Annotated in this window: 13 protein-coding genes and 1 tRNA gene; 10 read left to right on the forward strand and 4 right to left on the reverse strand. The window is 76.1% G+C overall.

Features of this window, described 5'->3' with window-relative positions; genetic code table 11:
- The first annotated feature begins 141 nt into the window (after positions 1–141).
- Together GD880_RS12790 and GD880_RS12795 are read left to right on the forward strand one after the other, a co-directional pair.
- Positions 142–4,395 (forward strand): DNA helicase, encoded by a 4,254-nt coding sequence (locus tag GD880_RS12790; RefSeq protein ID WP_193314491.1) that lies wholly within the window; start codon positions 142–144, stop codon positions 4,393–4,395.
- A complete protein-coding gene (locus GD880_RS12795) occupies positions 4,392–4,655 on the forward strand; it encodes a hypothetical protein (protein WP_226909631.1) in 264 nt (87 codons plus the stop codon). The genes GD880_RS12790 and GD880_RS12795 overlap by 4 nt, the downstream gene beginning before the upstream one ends.
- A gap of 104 nt (positions 4,656–4,759) precedes the next feature.
- Here the strand turns inward: GD880_RS12795 and mscL are convergent, their stop codons facing one another.
- From mscL to GD880_RS21255, 3 genes are all read right to left on the reverse strand, one after another.
- The gene (mscL, locus tag GD880_RS12800) at positions 4,760–5,248 is read right to left on the reverse strand and encodes a large conductance mechanosensitive channel protein MscL (RefSeq protein WP_152232008.1); all 489 of its coding nucleotides are present in this window, start codon (positions 5,246–5,248) and stop codon (positions 4,760–4,762) included.
- Positions 5,249–5,382: 134 nt separating this feature from the next.
- Positions 5,383–6,066, reverse strand: coding sequence for an SAF domain-containing protein (locus GD880_RS12805; RefSeq protein ID WP_152232009.1), 684 nt, complete (start codon positions 6,064–6,066; stop codon positions 5,383–5,385).
- A 302-nt stretch (positions 6,067–6,368) separates the two neighbouring features.
- A complete protein-coding gene (locus GD880_RS21255; RefSeq protein WP_152232010.1) occupies positions 6,369–6,707 on the reverse strand; it encodes an FmdB family zinc ribbon protein in 339 nt (112 codons plus the stop codon).
- 129 nt (positions 6,708–6,836) lie between these two features.
- On the opposite strand from GD880_RS21255, the gene GD880_RS12815 reads away from it, so the two are divergent.
- A complete protein-coding gene (locus tag GD880_RS12815; protein ID WP_152232073.1) occupies positions 6,837–9,542 on the forward strand; it encodes a penicillin acylase family protein in 2,706 nt (901 codons plus the stop codon).
- A 45-nt stretch (positions 9,543–9,587) separates the two neighbouring features.
- Here GD880_RS12815 and GD880_RS12820 read toward each other — a convergent pair whose 3' ends face one another.
- Positions 9,588–10,286 (reverse strand): 5-formyltetrahydrofolate cyclo-ligase, encoded by a 699-nt coding sequence (locus GD880_RS12820; RefSeq protein ID WP_152232011.1) that lies wholly within the window; start codon positions 10,284–10,286, stop codon positions 9,588–9,590.
- A gap of 139 nt (positions 10,287–10,425) precedes the next feature.
- Between GD880_RS12820 and GD880_RS12825 the strand changes: the two genes are divergently transcribed.
- The 7 genes from GD880_RS12825 to GD880_RS12855 all read left to right on the forward strand — a co-directional run bounded on the left by GD880_RS12825 (position 10,426) and on the right by GD880_RS12855 (position 16,818).
- Positions 10,426–11,442 carry a UTP--glucose-1-phosphate uridylyltransferase gene (locus GD880_RS12825; protein ID WP_152232012.1) on the forward strand — a complete coding sequence of 339 codons (1,017 nt, stop codon included), beginning with the start codon at positions 10,426–10,428 and terminating at the stop codon, positions 11,440–11,442.
- Complete coding sequence (gene glp, locus GD880_RS12830; protein ID WP_152232013.1) at positions 11,439–12,653, forward strand: molybdotransferase-like divisome protein Glp; 1,215 nt, start codon at positions 11,439–11,441, stop codon at positions 12,651–12,653. Before GD880_RS12825 ends, glp begins: the two co-directional genes overlap by 4 nt.
- Positions 12,650–13,264: a GNAT family N-acetyltransferase gene (locus tag GD880_RS12835; protein ID WP_226909632.1), complete on the forward strand. Its 615-nt coding sequence runs from the start codon at positions 12,650–12,652 to the stop codon at positions 13,262–13,264. Before glp ends, GD880_RS12835 begins: the two co-directional genes overlap by 4 nt.
- A 134-nt stretch (positions 13,265–13,398) precedes the next feature.
- Positions 13,399–14,781: a hypothetical protein gene (locus GD880_RS12840; protein WP_152232014.1), complete on the forward strand. Its 1,383-nt coding sequence runs from the start codon at positions 13,399–13,401 to the stop codon at positions 14,779–14,781.
- Positions 14,782–14,873: 92 nt separating this feature from the next.
- Positions 14,874–14,946: transfer RNA gene (locus GD880_RS12845), tRNA-Ala, on the forward strand.
- Positions 14,947–15,125: 179 nt separating this feature from the next.
- A complete protein-coding gene (locus GD880_RS20385; protein ID WP_193314492.1) occupies positions 15,126–15,380 on the forward strand; it encodes a helix-turn-helix transcriptional regulator in 255 nt (84 codons plus the stop codon).
- Between the two features lie 4 nt (positions 15,381–15,384).
- Complete coding sequence (locus tag GD880_RS12855; protein WP_152232016.1) at positions 15,385–16,818, forward strand: tyrosine-type recombinase/integrase; 1,434 nt, start codon at positions 15,385–15,387, stop codon at positions 16,816–16,818.
- Positions 16,819–16,976 lie beyond the last annotated feature (158 nt).

Consider the following 16,976-nt stretch of genomic DNA (forward strand, 5'->3'; position numbering starts at 1 on the left):
CCCCCCTGCGCGCCGCGCTCCGTTCTATACTTCCGGGCCCGCGCTGTCGCGAGTCGCCCGACCTCCCGCCGCGCCGCCTCTCCGGAGGCCCGTCCGGCGCGGCACCCCGCGAAGCGGCCCATGGCTGCCTACCTTGGTGGGATGACACTCCCTGCGCTCTTCTCCCGTGGCGCGTCCGGCCGGCGCCGGACCGCCGCGGCGGCACAGGACCAGCCGACGCCCGTGGCGCCCCCGCCCTCAGGACCGGCCTTCGGTGGCCGGGCGGCACCCGACGTCTCCGCGGGGCGGGCCTCGGTCGTCGCCCGCGCGGCCGGGCAGTGGCGCCGCTCGCTCGTCCAGCTGGGCGGGACCAGCACGCTCGCCGACATGACGCTGCTCGGGGACGCGGTCATCGACCTCACCGCGGCCCATCCCTCCGGCATCGCCCAGCTCTACGCCGGGCGCACCACGCGGCTCAGCAACCTCGTCCGCGAGGGCAGCGCGCAGCTCGCCGCCCGCCGCAGCGCCCGCATCGTGCGCGCCCGCGCCGACGAGCTCGCCCAGCGCTACGGCCTGGCCCCCACCTACCTCGCCATCGGCGTGGCCACCTGGACCGCGCTGCCCGACCCGCCCGAGCCGGACGTCGACGACCACCGCGACGTCGCGCTCGAGGTCTCCGCCGACCCCGGCGCCGCGCTGACCGACCGCGCCCAGGCGGCCGGGGACGACCCGGCGGGACCCGCCGCGCCCGGAGCCGCGCCCGAGGCCGCCGCGGCCCAGGTGCGCACCGTGCACGCCCCCGTCCTGCTGCGCCCGGTGCGGCTGACCGCTCACCCGGGCCCGGAGTCCGACTTCGACCTCGACCTCGAGTCCGCCGTGGACGTCAACCCGGTCCTCGTGCGCGCGCTGCGCGCGGCCGGGGTCCGGCTCGACCTCGCCGCCGTCGCCCGGGCCACCCAGCGCGACCACGGCTTCTCCCCGCGCGCCGCGCTGACGGCGCTGGCCGAGCTGGGCCGGGAGAACCTGCCCGGCTTCGAGATGACCGAGCGCATCGTCGTCGGCCCGTTCGTGCACCCCGGGCAGGTCCTCGTCGACGACCTCGACGCGATGCGCCCCTCCCTCGCCGGGGCCGACGTCGTCGCCGCCCTGGCCGGGGACGACGGCGCCCGCGCCGCCCTCGCCGCCGACCTGCCCGCCCGCGTCCCGGGGGACCGGGCGCCCGAGGCCGAGCGCGGCGCCGGCGACCTCGACGTCGACCAGCAGCACGCCGTCGACGCCGTCGCCGCCGGCGCGCACGTCTTCCTCGACGCCCCGCCCGGCGCCGACGTCCCCGGCACCCTGGCCGCCGTCGTCGCCGACGCCGCCGCCTCCGGCCGGCGCGTGCTGTACGTGCCCGGCACCCGCCGCACCGGGCGGGCGCTGCTCGGGCGCATCGAGGAGCTCGGCCTCGGCGACGTCGTCCTCGACCTGTCCACCGACGCCTCCTGGCGCGCCCGCGCCGCCGGGCAGCTGCGCGCCGGGCTGAGCCCGGCCGAGGTCGTCGTCGACGACGACGCCGTGCACGCCCTGCGCGCCGAGCTCACCGAGGTGCACGGCAAGCTGGCCGGCTACGTGGCCGGGCTGCACGCCAGCCACGAGCCGTGGGGCGTCTCCGCCTACGACGCCCTCCAGGCCCTGGCCCGGCTGACCTCCGCCCGCCCCGGCCCGCGCACCCGGGTGCGCCTGGACGCCGCCGCGCTGCGGGGCCTGACCGGTGGCGGCCTGGACCAGGCCCGCGAGCGGCTCGCGCGCGCGGCCGGGCTGGGCGCCTTCACGCTGCGCCCCCAGGACACCCCCTGGTACGGCGCGGCCCTCACGGACCCCGCCGCCGCCTCGGCCGCGCTCGAGCGCACCCAGCGCCTGGGCGAGCTGAGCCTGCCCGCCCTGCGCGCCCAGGTGCAGCGCGTGGCCGAGCAGACCGGCCTGGAGCCGGCGGCCACCCTGGCCGGGTGGACCGAGCAGCTGCAGATGCTCGACGGCGTCGCCGAGGCCCTCGACGTGTTCCTGCCCCAGATCTTCGAGCGGTCCGCCGCCGACATGGTGGTGGCCACCGCCACCCGCGCCTGGCGGCGCGAGCACGGCGTGGCGATGAAGGCCTCGGTGCGCCGCCGCCTGCGCAAGCAGGCCAAGGACCTGCTCCGGCCGGGCCGCCCGGTCGCGGACCTGCACGCCGAGCTCATCCACGTCCAGGAGCAGCGCGAGATCTGGCGGCGCTACAACTCCCAGGGCGGCTGGCCCCGCCTGCCCGACGGGCTCGCCGAGATCAAGGCCACCGAGCGCGAGGTCCGCGCCGACGTCGAGGCGCTCCAGGGCGTCATCGGCGCCGGCGCCGGCAAGGACGACCTGTTCGCGCTGGGCCTCGAGGCGCTCACCGACCGGATGCGCGAGCTGGGCCTGGACGCCCCGGCCCTGCGGCTGCTGCCCGAGCGGACCGCGCTGCTGCGCGACCTGCGCGCGGCCGGGCTCGGCCCGCTCGTGGACGACCTCACCGAGCGGCGGGTGGACACCGCCCTGGTCGGCGCCGAGCTGGACCTGGCCTGGTGGAGCTCGGTGCTCGAGCAGATCCTGCGCACCGACCCGGCGCTGGCCGGCTACGACGGGCCGGCGCTGGCCGCGCTCGCCGAGCGGTTCCGCGAGCTGGACGCCGCCCAGGTCGCGAGCCTGGCCGGGCCGGTGCGCCGCGCCGTCGTCCACCACCTCGCCGCCGCGGTGCGCGGCCGGCGCGACGAGGCCGCCGCGCTCTTCGGGGCCCTCGGCGCCGGCGGCGGCAGCCTGCGCGACGCCCTGGCCGCCTACCCCGAGGTGGTCGGCGCGGTCCGCCCGGCGTGGCTGGTCGCGCCCATGCTCGTCCCGCAGCTGCTGCCCGAGGGGCGCGTGGTCGACCTGCTCGTCCTCGACGGCGTCCAGCACCTGCCGGTCGAGCAGGCGGTCGCCATCCTCGCCCGCGCCCGCCAGGTGGTCCTCGTCGGCGACTCCCGCCGCGGCGGGGACGGGCTGGTGGGGGCCCTGGCGCCGCTGCTGCCCGCCGTCACGCTGCCCACCGGGCGGGCCCAGCGCAACGAGGGCATCACCGCCTTCCTCGCCGAGCACGGCTACGGCGACGTCATCCGGTCGGTGCCGGCGCCGCCGTCGACCTCCCGCATGCGCCTGGAGGTCGTCGAGGGCTTCGGGATGCCCGCGCCCGGCTCGGACGCCATCGAGAGCGTGCAGGCGGAGGTCGACCGGGTGGTCGACCTCGTCATCGAGCACGCCCTGGGCGCCACGGAGGCCTCCCTCGCGGTGGTCGCCCTCAACGCCCGGCACGCCGACCGGGTGCGCGAGGCCGTCACCACCGCCGCGGCCGGCAGCCCCGCGTTGGCCGAGTTCTTCCGGGCCGACCGGCCCGAGCCCTTCACCGTCGTCGAGGTCGACGCCGCCGCCGGGCTGCGCCGCGACGTCGTCCTCCTCGCCGTCGGGTTCGGCAAGACCCCGCACGGGCGCGTGCTGCACCGCTTCGGCGCCCTGGACGGGCCCGACGGGCTGGCCTGCCTGGTCGACGCGCTCGACGCGGTGCGCCACCAGCTCGTCATCGTCAGCTGCATCGGCCCGGGGGAGATCGACAAGGAGCGGCTGCGCCAGCCCGGCCCGCGGCTCCTCGCCGACCTGCTCGAGCAGGCCACCGTCGGCACGCTCACCGGGGAGACGCCCACCAGCGCCCCCGAGGAGAGCCCCGACCAGCTCCTGGTCGACCTGGCGGAGCGGCTGTGGCGCCTGGGCCTGACGGTGGTACCGCGCTACGGCCTCGAGGGCGGGGTGCGCATCCCGCTCGCCATCGGCCACCCGGACCTGCCCGGGGAGCTGGTCCTGGCGGTCCTGACGGACGACGCCGAGTACGTGGCCGAGCCGAGCCTGCGCCGGCGCGACCGGCACTGGGTCCAGCGCCTGACCGCCCGCGGGTGGCGGGTGCACATGGCGTTCTCGACGGCTGTGTTCATGGACCCGCAGGCCGAGGCGGAGGCGATCCTCGCCGAGGTCACCGGGGTGGTCGAGGAGCGCCGGGCCAGCCGCGCCGTCGCGTCCGTGGTCCAGGTCCCGCGCGTCCTCGACGAGGGCCCCGACGACGACGACGCCGCGCCCGCCGACGGCGACGCCGCCCCCGGTGACGGCGACGGCCCCGTCCGCCCGCGCGGCGCGCGCCCGCCCGTGGCGCCGGGGCTGCCGCTGGCCGCCTACGGCGACGACCAGCTCGACGACCTGCTGACCTGGATCGTCTCCGACGGCGCCGACCGCACCGACGACGAGCTCGTCGAGGCGCTGCGGGCGGAGCTGGCGCTGACCCGCCGCGGGGACCAGATCGACGCGGTGCTCGGCCACGTGGTGCGGCGGCGGGCGCAATGAGCGATCAGGGCGCGGGCCCGGGCGAGGCCCCGGGCGCGGGCGGTCCGGCCCCGCGCCGGCGCGGGCACCACCACCGCGTCGTGGCGCTGTCCGAGGCCGACCGGCGCCGCCTGGCCGCCGGGGAGCTGACGAGCGCGGTCGACGCGCTGCACCAGGGCGACGCCCCGCCGGTGACGCCCTCGGCCGAGCCGCAGCAGGGGACCGGGGAGAACGACGCGCGCCTGCTGCGCGACGTGCCCCCGCACTGGGGCAAGCGCTGAGGGCGTCCCTGGACCGGTCGGCCCGGTCCCGGCCGAGCCAGGACCGCGGGCCGTTCCGCGCCTAGGAGTCGGCAAGCATTCGGCGGCGGTTCAGTACTGGCGATTCAGTAGCGGCGGTCGGTCGCGGCACCACCCCAGCTGGGCGCCGACTCGTCACGGTGACGGGCCCCTGACGCGTCCAGGGCGTCCGGCTCGCCGAGGTCGCCGGCGCCGCGCCCGGCGGCGAGCAGGTCGCGGATCTCGGTGAGCACCCGGACGTCCTCGGCGGGTGCCTCGGGCTCGGCGGCCTGCACCTTGCGGCGGGCGGCCAGCTGGTTCATCGGCAGCACCACGAAGAAGTAGATGGCCGCGGAGACGATCAGGAAGTTCACGAGCGTCGTCACGACGGCGCCCGGTTGGACGACGGCGTCCCTGATCTTGAAGGCGAGCACGTCGTCGAAGTTGGGCTTGCCCACCAGCCCGGCGATCAGCGGGTTGAGCACCCGCTTGACGATCGAGTCCACCACGGCGGTGAACGCGGCACCCACGACCACGCCGACCGCCAGGTCGAGCGCGTTCCCGCGCGAGATGAACTCCTTGAAGCCCTTGAGCATGCCTGTCCTTTCGGTGGGGGCCGGTGGCCCTACGGTGCCGGCCGATGGCCGTGCGCGTCGTGTCCGGCGTGCGACCGCGCCCTCGACGCCGGCGTGCGCCCAGGCTCTGGAGCCGGCCGTGCCCGGTCGATGCGCTACCCGGCCCCCGGCGGCCCCTCGAGGACCGCACGCAGGGGCGCCCACGCGGCCGCACCCACCAGAACGGTAGCGACCCGCTCCGGCGCGGCAACGTAGACGGACGTGACTCCGGGCACGCCGCCGCTCAGCACCCCGCCGCCGGCGTCGTCCTCGTGCACGGCCAGGACGACGACGCCGCGGGCCACCACGCGGGCCTCGCCCGGGGAGCCGGCGGCGTCGGCGGTGGCCGCCACCAGGCTCACCCGCCGGCCCGGCTGGGCCAACCGGGCCGAGGCGGCGTCGGCGAGCGGGACGGCGGCGACGACCGTGCCCGGCGGCGCGCCCGCGGCGAGCCCGGGACCGGCGAGCATGGCGGGCAGCAGCGGTGTGCCGGCGGGCAGGCCGACGGCGAGCGGCTGGCCGGTCGCCTCCGCGGGGGCCCGCAGCGCCTCGGGCGGGACCACGCCGCGGGGGAGGGACCGGACGGCGACGTCCGCCGCGCTGAGCACGATGCCGGCGGCGACGTCGTCGGCCAGGACGAGCACCTGCTCGCGGGGCGGGGCGGGCGGGCGCACGGCCTCGAGCGCCGTGGCCGCCGCCAGCCCCAGGCTCAGTGCGGCGAGGGCGTGGCGACCGCGCCACAGTCCGCGCCGCAGCCGGCTGCGCAGGGAGCGGGAGGGCGGGGCGGGCGGGGTGCGCATCCGCCGACGCTAGGGCGCGCCGGGGCGGCGGCAGGATCGCCTCGGCCGTGCCTGTGGACGCCAGGGTCGCAGTAGCTCCTGGCCATCCCCGGCGGCCACCGGTCTGGTCCCGTTTCGCCCATCTGCCGCTGGCTCAACACGCGCCGGCGCCTGGCACGCGATACCGCCCGGCACGGAGGCGATACGCCGTCGCGCCCCGGCCCGCCAGGCGGGTCGGCGCGCGATTCGGGCGCTGAAGTCTGGCGCGCCTCAGCTCGCTGCGGCCGGCAAGGGGCAGTCTTCGGCGACTGCCGATGGTGCGGTCAGTTCGCGGCAGCCGCGGGAGCCGGCGCGGAGGTGGAGGAGCTCGACGAGCTGGACGACGAGGCCGAGCTGGAGCTGGACGAGGCCGAGCCGGAGCTGGAGGAGGCGGAGCCGGAGCTCGACTCCTTGGCCGCCGCGGCGGGGCTGGAGGAGGCCGAGGTGGAACGGGAGTCCGTGCGGTAGAAACCCGAGCCCTTGAAGACCACGCCGACGGACGAGAAGAGCTTGCGCAGCGCGCCGCCGCACTGGTCGCACACCGTCAGCGCCTCGTCACTGAAGGACTGCTTGATGTCGAACTCGTTGCCACAGACGGTGCAGCGGTAGGAATAGGTAGGCACTCCTGAACCTCCAAGGACTCGCGGGCGAGCGTTGGCACTCCACCACATCGAGTGCCAATCGTACTCCCGTCAACGCGCCGCACCCGGTGATGCTTCCCACCCCCGGATACGCTCGCGGACGTGCAACGGATGTCTCTGCCGCGGAAGGTGACCGTCGGCGTCGTCGGGCTGGTCGTGGTGGCCCTCGTCGTCGCCGCCGGCCTGAGCATGTTCCTCGTCCGCCGGCCGCTGCCCGAGCAGGCCGGCACGCAGTCGCTCAGCATCCTCGGCTCCCGGGTCGAGGTCGTGCGTGACGCGCGCGGCGTGCCGCAGATCTACGCCGACTCCGACGCCGACCTCATGCGGGCGCAGGGCTATGTGCACGCCCAGGACCGCTTCTTCGAGATGGACTACCGCCGCCACGTCACCGCCGGCCGGCTCTCCGAGCTCGTGGGCAAGAACGACGCGGCGCTCGCCGCCGATCAGGTGGTGCGCACCCTCGGCTGGCGGCGCGTGGCCGAGCAGGAGTGGGAGCAGCTCGACCAGGGCACCAAGGACCTCTACGCCGCTTACGCCGACGGCGTGAACGCCTACCTGCGCGGGCGGGAGGCGTCGGAGCTCGGGGTGGAGTACACGGTGCTGGGCACGAGCATCACCCTCAGGGACATCGCGCCGTGGGACCCGGTGGACTCCGTCGCCTGGCTCAAGGCCATGGCGTGGGACCTCAGCCAGAACTTCAACGCCGAGGTGGGGCGGGCCGCGGCGCTGCGTCCGCTGGGCGAGGACGTCGGCCGGGTCGAGCAGCTCTACCCGGACTACCCGTACGACCTCAACCCGCCCATCATCGACAACGCGCCGGCTCCCGCCGGGCGCGCGGCCCCCGCGGCGGGGTCGGCCACGTCAGGCCCGGCCGCCGCGTCAGGCCCGGCCGCCGCGTCAGGCCCGGCCGCCGCGTCAGGCCCGGCCGGCGCCTCGGCGGCCCCGGCCGGCGTGCCCGAGGCCGGGCGCGGCGCCACCCTGGCGCTCGCCCACGCCGCCACGGCGCTGGACGCCGTGCCCACGCTGCTCGGCGAGGGCGACAACATCGGCTCCAACTCCTTCGTGGTCAGCGGCCAGCACACCGCCTCCGGCAAGCCGCTGCTCGCCAACGACCCCCACCTCGCCCTCAGCGCGCCGGGCGTGTGGTACCAGGTGGGCCTGCACTGCACCGAGAAGCGGCCGGACTGCACCTTCGACGTCGCCGGCTTCAGCTTCTCCGGCATGCCGGGCATCGTCATCGGCCAGAACGCCGACCTCGCCTGGGGCCTGACCAACCAGGGCACCGACGTCATGGACCTCACCCTCGAGCGCATCTACGAGGACGGCACCTACCTGCGCGACGGCGCGCGGGTGCCCCTCGAGCAGCGGCGCGAGACCATCGAGGTCAACGGCGGCGACCCGGTCACCCTCACGGTCAGCAGCACCGCGCACGGCCCCATCGTCTCCGAGGTGCTCCCGAGCACGGGCGTGGCCGGCACCGTGCCGGTCCCCGAGGGGGCCCCGCCGGCCGGGTTCTCCGGCTACGCCGTCGCCCTGCAGTGGACGGCGCTCACGCCCGGGCGGACGGCGGAGGCCGTCCTCGCCCTCGACCGGGCCGCCACCCCCGACGACGTCGCCGCCGCGGCGGCCCTCCTCGACGCGCCCGCGCAGAACATCCTTTACGCCACCGCCGCCGGCGACATCGGCTACCAGTCCTCCGGCCGCACCCCGGTGCGCGCGGTGGTGCCGGACGCACCGGTGCCCTCCGACGGGTCCTGGCCCCGGCCGGGCTGGGACTCCCGCTACGACTGGCAGGGCTTCGTCGCCCCGCAGGACATGCCGGCCGAGCGCAACCCCGCCGCCGGGTTCATCGTCGCCGCCAACCAGGCGGTGACCGCCCGCGGCCAGGGGCCCTTCCTCACCACCGACTGGGACGAGGGCTACCGCGCGGGCCGCATCCGCGCGCTGATCGAGCGGCGCCTGGACGAGGGCAAGACGTTCGACGTCGCCGCGATGAACGCCATCATGACCGACGACGCCAGCCCCTTCGGCCCGGTGCTCGTCCCGGCGCTGCTCCAGGTCGACGTCGACGACGACTTCGTCGCCCAGGCCGTCGACGAGCTGCGCAGCTGGTCCGCCGCGGGCTTCCCGACCGACACCGACTCCGCGGGCGCCGCCTACTTCAACGCCGTGTGGTCGGCGCTGCTGCAGCTGACCTTCGCCGACGACCTGCCGGCGTCCCAGGCCCCCGACGGCGGGGCGCGGTGGCTGCGGGTGGTCCAGATCCTGCTCGAGGACCCGCAGAACCCCTGGTGGGACGACCGCACGACGGTCAACGTCGTCGAGGGCCGCGACGAGATCCTGCGTCAGGCGCTGGTCTCGGCCCGCCACCAGCTGACCAACTCGATGGGCAAGAACCCCCGGGACTGGACGTGGGGCCGCGTGCACCAGCTGCGCCTGGAGCACCCGGTGCTCGGCGGGCCCACGGTGCCCGAGCCGGTGCGCCGGCTGGTCAACCCGGCACCCATCGGCGTGCCGGGCGGCAGCGCGGTGGTCAACGCCATGGGCTACAACGCCGCCGCCCGCGACGAGCTCGGCCGGCCGGACTTCACCGTGACCGCCGGGCCGTCGATGCGGATGGTCGTGGACCTCGCCGACCGGGACGCCTCGACCTGGGTCGCCGGGCCGGGCAACTCCGGGCACCCCGGGTCGCCGCACTACACCGACCAGCTGCGCGCCTGGGCGCGCGGGGAGACCTTCCCCTGGGCGTTCGGCCGGGACGCCGTGGAGAAGGCGGCCACCGAGACGCTCACGCTGCGGCCCCCGGCGAACCAGTAGCCGGACCGACGGGTCGGTGCGAACACCTGGCCCCGGGCGTCCGGCTCAGCGGTCGGTGGCGTCGTCCTCGAGCGAGGCCACCTCGTCCGCCTGCTCGGCCAGCGCCTCGGTCTGGAAGACGGACTTCTCCAGCAGGAACCACTCCTCGGGGGTCATCACGGCCGTCACGGGCGCGTCGTGCCCCGCCTGGGGCAGCAGCACGTCGCGGACGAGCTCCTCGCCGTAGACCATCGCGAAGATCGGGGTGCCCGGGCGGGCGTGGCGCAGCACCCGGTCGTACCAGCCGCCGCCCTGCCCGAGCCGGGTCCCCGCGGCGTCGATCGCCAGGGCGGGGGCGATGACGACGTCGGCCTGGGCGATCGCCTCGGCCGGCAGCACCTCGCCCGAGGGCTCCGGCGGGCGGCCCGGCGCGCGGACCTGCAGGTCGTCCGGGCCTTGGTAGACCCCCCAGGTGCGGGCCAGGCCCGGGCCGAGCACGGGCAGCAGCACCCGGATCCCGGCGCGGCGCAGCGCCTCGAGCACCTCCAGGCTGTTCGGCTCGCTGCCCTGGGAGACGTAGGCCGCCACGCACCGGGCGTCGCCGACCGCCTCGAGCGCGTGGTCGGCGAAGGCCCGGGCGGCCGCCAGCCGCTCCTTCTCCGGCCGCTGGGCGCGGGCCTCGCGCACCAGCTGGCGGAGCATCTGCTTGGCGTCCTCCGCCTCGTAACCATCGGTGCGGGGCAGGGAGAGCTGCGGACGCTGCATGCGGCCAGTTTCCCAGCCGGTCCCGCGACCGACGCTCGAACGGCTGGCATTCCGCCCGGAGCGGACAACCTTGACGGCGCCACGCCACGACCGCCGTCCGCAGCGCGCGCCCGGGCGCCAGGCCGATAATGTCGGCCCCATGGCAGCCAACACCTCGCCCACGTCCGTGCCCGTTCGGAAGGCGGTGGTCCCGGTCGCCGGACTGGGTACCCGCTTCGTCCCTGCCACCAAGGCCATCCCCAAGGAGATGCTCCCAGTGGTGGACAAGCCGGCGATCCAGTACGTCGTGGAGGAGATCGCCGCCGCCGGCATCGACGACGCCGTCATGGTCACCGGCCGCGGCAAGGGCGCCATCGAGGACCACTTCGACGCCGCCCCCGAGCTCGAAAGCAAGCTGGAGGCGAAGGGCGACGACGCGCGCCTGGCCGCGGTGCAGGCCTCCACCGGCCTCGCGCACCTGCACTTCGTGCGCCAGGGCGAGCCCAAGGGGCTCGGCCACGCCGTCCTGCAGGGCAAGGACCACGTGGCCGGGGAGCCCTTCGCCGTCCTGCTGGGCGACGACCTCATCGACGCGCGCGAGACCCTGCTCCAGGACATGATCGCCGTGCGCGAGCGGCTCGGCGGGTCCGTCATCGCCCTGCTCGAGGTCGACCCGGCCCAGATCAACCTCTACGGCTGCGCCGCGGTCGAGCCGGTCGCCGGCGCCGCCGGTATCGGCTCCCTCGGTGAGGGCGACGTCGTCCAGGTCACCGAGCTCGTCGAGAAGCCCGCGGTGGAGGAGGCCCCGTCCAACCTCGCCGTCATCGGCCGCTACGTGCTGGACCCGGCCGTCTTCGCCGTGCTCGAGCAGACGCCCCCCGGCCGCGGCGGCGAGATCCAGCTGACCGACGCGCTGCAGACCCTCGCCCGCATGGACCCGGCCGAGGGCGGCGGGGTCTACGGGGTGGTCTTCCGCGGCCGCCGGTACGACACCGGCGACAAGCTCGACTACCTCAAGGCCGTGGTGCGCCTCGCCGTCGACCGCGAGGACCTCGGCCCGGACTTCGGCGCCTGGCTGGAGACCTTCGTCGCCGGGCGCCGCGTGGAGCTCGGGTCCGACGCCGGCGCCGCCGGGCGCGCCGCCGAGCCGAGCCCGGGCACGCCGAGCGCCCGGTGAGAACGGTCCAGGAGCACCTCGCCGCGTGCCTGGCGGCCGTGGGACCGCTGCCGCCGCTGGACGTGGTGCTCCCCGACGCCGTCGGCTGCATCCTCGCCGAGGACGTCGTGGCCGGCGAGGACCTGCCCGTGGCGGACCTCGCCGGCCTCGACGGGTACGCGGTGCGCGCCGCCGACGTCGCCGAGGCCCGGCCGGACCGGCCGGTCACCCTGCACGTGACGGACGAGCTGCGCGCCGGGCAGGTCGACCATCTGCGGCTGGTGAGCCACGCCGCGGTGCGCATCGCGTCCGGTGCGCCCATGCCGGTGGAGGCCGACGCCGTCGTGCCGGTGGAGCAGACCGACTTCGGCACCGCCGAGGTGGCGGTGCGCACCGCCGTCGTCGGCGGCGAGAACGTGCGCCGGCGCGCCGAGGACCTGCGCGCCGGGGAGGTGGTGCTGCCCGCGGGGGAGCGGGTCGGCGCGCGGCAGGTGGCCCTGCTGGCCGCCGTCGGCCGGGGGCGGGTCAGCGTGCACCCGCGCCCCCGGGTGGTCATCGTCTCCGTCGGCGACGAGCTGGTCGAGCCGGGCCGCCCGGCCCAGCCCGGCCAGGTGTTCGACGCCAACGGCCACGCCCTGGCCACCGCCGTCCAGGACGCCGGGGCGGCGACGTTCCGGGTGGCGGCGGTGCCCGACGAACGGCGCGCGCTGCGCGAGACGCTCGAGGACCAGCTGGTGCGCGCCGACCTGGTCATCACCACCGGCGGGCTGAGCTACGGCGCGAACGACACCGTCAAGGAGGTCCTCGCGCCGCTGGGCACGGTGCGGTTCGACAACGTCGCCATGTGGCCCGGGCGCCAGCTCGGCGTCGGGCACATCGGCGACGGCACCCCGATCTTCTGCCTGCCGGGCGACCCGGTGTCGGTGCAGGTGGCGTTCGAGGCGTTCGTGCGCCCGGCGCTGCGCGCCATGGCCGGCTACGCCGAGCTGTACCGGCCCTCGGTGGCGGCCGCGGTCACCGGCGGCTGGTACTCGCCCTACGGTCGGCGCGAGTTCGTGCGCGCCCACGTGACCGGGACGCCCGCCGAGGGCTACCGGGCCGAGCCGGTCGGGGCGCCGGCGTCGCTGCTGCTGTCCGCGCTCGCCCGGTCCAACGCCTTCGCCGTCGTGCCCGAGGACGTCACCGACGTGCGGGCCGGCGACCGGCTGCACTGCCTCCTGCTGGACTCGTGAGCGCCGACGCCTGGCCGCTGCGCTGGCCGCTCACCCTCGCCGAGGACCGGCTCGTGCTGCGCCCGCTGCGGCGCCGCGACCGCGACGCCTGGGACCGGCTGCGCCGGCAGAACGCCGCCTGGCTCGAGCGCTGGGAGGCCACCTCGCCCAGCGGGGCGCCGCCGACGTCGTTCGGGGGGTACGTGCGGGCGCTGAACCGCCAGGCCCGGGAGGGCCGGTCGCTGCCGTTCGCCGTCGAGCTCGACGGCGAGATGGTGGGCCAGCTGACGGTCTCCTCCATCACGCGCGGCTCCTTCTGCTCGGCGTCGATCGGGTACTGGGTGAGCCGGCACGTGGCCGGGCGCGGCGTCATGCCGACGGCGGTGGCCATGGCCTGCGACTACTGCTGGTTCGAGGCGGGGCTGCACCGCATCGAGATCAACATCCGGCCGGAGAACCACGCCTCCCGGCGGGTGGTGGAGAAGCTCGGTTTCCGCGACGAGGGGCTGCGGCTGCGGTTCCTTCACATCCAGGGCGACTGGCGCGACCATCGCTCCTACGCCCTGACCGCCGAGGAGGTCCCCGGCGGGCTGCTGCGCCGCTGGCGCGAGCAGGGCGGCGGGGTCCGGTAGGGGGGCCCGTGCCCTATCACCGAAGCCCCTGGTCAGCACGCCGGGAGGGTTGGGGCGCGGTCGTGCCCGAAACGTAAGCAGACACGCCGGAATAGGTCACGTTTCGCGCGGTGCGGCGCGCCTAGCGTTGGACCGTGGAGCTTCAGGGATACGTGGTCACCGCGCTGGCCCTGATGCTCCTGTGCTACCTGCTGCCGCAGCTCGTGCGCAGCCGGCAGTTCCTGCTCGACTCCCGCGTGGAGGACCGGTTCTCCGGCGACCTGCGGGTCCTGGCCACGGCCGGGGCCGGCGCGCCGGGGGCGGCCTCCGCCGGCCACGCACCGCACCACGGCCAGCCCGCGGCGCGGCCGTACCTGCACGATCCTGCCCGACGACCGGAGGCACCCGCCGTGAACAGGCCTCACGCCCGCACCGGGCGTCCCAGCGACGACGCCCGTGCGCTGGCGGCCGCCCGCGCCGCGCGCGCGGCCCGCGTCTCCCGCCGGGCGGCCGCCATCCGCCGGCGCCGGATCCTCACGGCGGTGCTGCTGGTGCTGGCCGTCGCTGGCTGGGTCGGCGTGGGGCTCGGCCGCGTGCCCTGGGTGATCGCGGCGGCGCCGACGCTGCTGCTGGTCACCGTGCTCGAGCTGGGCCGGCGCACCGCGATCAAGGCCCGCGCCCACGACCGGCGCGACCGCGCTGAGATGGCCCGGCTGGAGGAGCGGCTGCGGGCCCTGTCCGCCCGCGAGGGCGACGGCGCGCCGCGGCAGCCGCGTCCGGGCGCCCGTCCGGCGGGTCGGCCTGCCGCGCGTTCGACGGCCCCGGTGCGCTCCCGAGCTGGGGCCCGGCCGGCGGCGCGCCCGGATGTGGTCACCCCGGCCCGCGCGGCGTCGGCGCCCGCCGGTGATGGCGGAGCGGCCGCCGAGGCCTCGCCGGGTTCTCCGGCTGTGGCAGGCTTGCCCGCCGCCGCATCCCCGGGTGTGGCCGGATCGCCGTCCGTCACTTCGCCGGCCCGCGCCGGATCGCGCTCGGCCGCGGTGTCTCCTGCCGCCACCGTCTCCCCGGCGACTGCGGCCTCGGCTGGTGCTGGCTCCCCGGCGGCTGCGGTCTCCCCTGCGCCTGCCGCCTCGCCTGCCGCTGCGGCCTCCCCGGCCGTCGTCGTCTCGCCGATGTCGCCGCCGTCGGCTCTCTCCGCCCCCTCGCCCGCGGTCGCGGCGTCTCCCGGGACCGCGGCAGTGTCGGCCTCATCGCCCGCCGAGGTCGCCGGTCCGGCGCTCGACGGCGAGGCCGAGGTCCCGGCCCCGGCCAGCCCGTGGACGCCGGTGCCGGTGCCGGTGCCCTCCTACACGCTCAAGCCGACGGCGCCGCGCCGCGACGTCGACCCGTACGTCGACGCGCCGGTCGGTGCCACGGCGGCGGTGCCCCAGCGGCCCACCACGGCCTCGCCCGCCGCCGCGGCGGCCTCGCTGACCGAGCCGGTGGCCGTCACCCTCGACCTGGACGCCGTCCTCGCCCGGCGCCGCGCCGCGGGAGAGTGAGTGGCGAACGCCACCTCGAGCCTGCCCGTTCCGATTTCGCACGACGGGGCGAGCCGGTGCTAAACTCGTCATGCTCGCGTTGAGCGGGCGATGGGGCTATGGCGCAGTTGGTAGCGCGTCTCGTTCGCAATGAGAAGGTCGGGGGTTCGAATCCCCCTAGCTCCACCCGGTGAAGGCCGCTGAACCGCACGAAAGTGCAGGTCAGCGGCTTTTTGCTTTCCAGCCAGGGCGCCGACATCGAGGACGGTGACCTGCCGATGCCACGGTTTGTGCCACGGAATGGTCAGCGCCGGGGGCGCGCGAACGGGCGTTGTCGGCCGGTGTGCCTCGCACACCTGACGGGCATGAGCGAGGACATCGAGACCCCAGAGCCCCTGGCCCCCACGCCCTTGTGGACGCTGGAGGAGCTGTGCGAGAAGCTGCGCACCTCTCCGCGGACCGTCCACGGGTGGCGACGAGCTGGCACGGCGCCGAAGGCGTACAAGGTCGGCAAGCACCTGATGTTCGACGAGGCCGACATCCGCGCCTGGCTCGAGGCCAGGCAGACGACCGGCACGACCGCCGATCTCGCCGCCCGCGACGACGAGACGGGCTGGTGACCCCGTGGCCCGGCAACGGCTGAAGCCCGGCGAGCACGGGAAGATCTTCATCTACCAGACGCCGGGCGGGCAGTGGCGGGCGAAGACCCGGCTGCGGCTGATGGACGGCACCGAGACCCAGGTCTCGCGCGTCGGCAGGTCCGCCGACGCTGCGCGCCTCAATGTCCAGGCCGCCCTGGCCGAGCGGCTCGACGTGCCCCAGGGGTCCGGCGCTCTGAGGCCAGCCAGCAAGGTCGGGCTCGCCGCCCGGCAGTGGATTAACGAGCTGCGCGAGCAGTCGACGTGGCCCAACCCCCCGATCCTTCCGCAGACGGTCGACGAGTACGAGCGGCTGCTCGCCAACCACCTCGTGCCGTACCTGGGCAAGCTACGCCTGAACGAGCTGACGCCTGCGGTCTGCCAGGACTGGATCAACGCGCTCATCCAGAAGGGCAAGAGCGGCCCACACGATCTGGTGGTGACCGCGGCTCAGGTGCGTGGCGCATTCCGTCAGGTCCTCGACCGGGCGATCGTCCACGACGCGATGCGCTACAACCCTGCCGACAAGATCACCACGCCCAAGCGGAAGCAGCCGGACCCGAAGGCCCTGACGGTCAACGACGTGTATCGGCTGCGCAGGGCCGTGCGCGACTGGGAGACCTCACGGAAGGGCCGACCGGGTCCGAAGCCGACCGGGCACCTGCCGGCCGCGGTCGACGTCATGCTCGGCACGGGCCTGCGGATCGGGGAGGTGATGTCGCTGCTGTGGGGCGACGTGAACCTGACGGAGGACGGACTGCCGACGATCTCGGTCGCCTCGACGATGGTGGACATCAAGGGCCAGGGCACGGTGCGGCAGGCGCACACCAAGACCGCCGCGGGCCGGCGCACGATCATCATCCCGAAGTTCACCGTCGAGGCGCTGAAGGCGATCCGGCCCGCGACCACCACCGACGACATGCCGGTCTTCCCGGCGCGACGGTTCAAGAACGGAACCGTGGCGCTCAAGCCGCAGACCACGCACAACGTGCGGCGGACGCTGCGCGATGCGCTCGAGCTGGCCAAGATGCCCGGCGAGGTCCACCCGCACCTGCTGCGCTCGACGGTGGCCACCTTCGTCGCCCGCGAGCAGGGCGTGGCCGACGCCGCCGCGCTCCTGGGGCACAAGATCAACGCCGGGGTGACCGGCCGGCACTACATCGAGCGCCTGCAGCTCGCCCCCGACACCTCTGAGGTGCTGCAGGCACTGATCGAGATCGGGGAGGCCGAGGCGCGGGCGGAGGAGTCCGGCGGGCGGGAGGAAGACTTGTCGGACGACGGCGCGTTCCGCGCCAACGAAGTGGCCGGCCTCACTGACGGCCGTGCGAACAGCCAGAACGAGGCCGCCCAGACCCCCGAAGCGACGCCGCGGGGAGCAGCGCCGAGCAGCCGCCCGCGGCAACGAGCACTCTTCGACTGACGGCACGCAATTTCGACCCCCTTACGGCCCGCCTTCCACCCCGCCGCAGCCAGTCGCCCCCGAGAGCACGCCCGTCTTGTGCACGACGGCGCCGCCATCGCACGGACCGTCGGCCGCGGAGCGGGCGGCCCCGCGGTGGATGCAGAGCCGAGTTCGAG

The sequence above is a fragment of the Georgenia ruanii genome, assembly GCF_009193175.1.
In the GTDB taxonomy this organism is placed as follows: domain Bacteria; phylum Actinomycetota; class Actinomycetes; order Actinomycetales; family Actinomycetaceae; genus Georgenia; species Georgenia ruanii.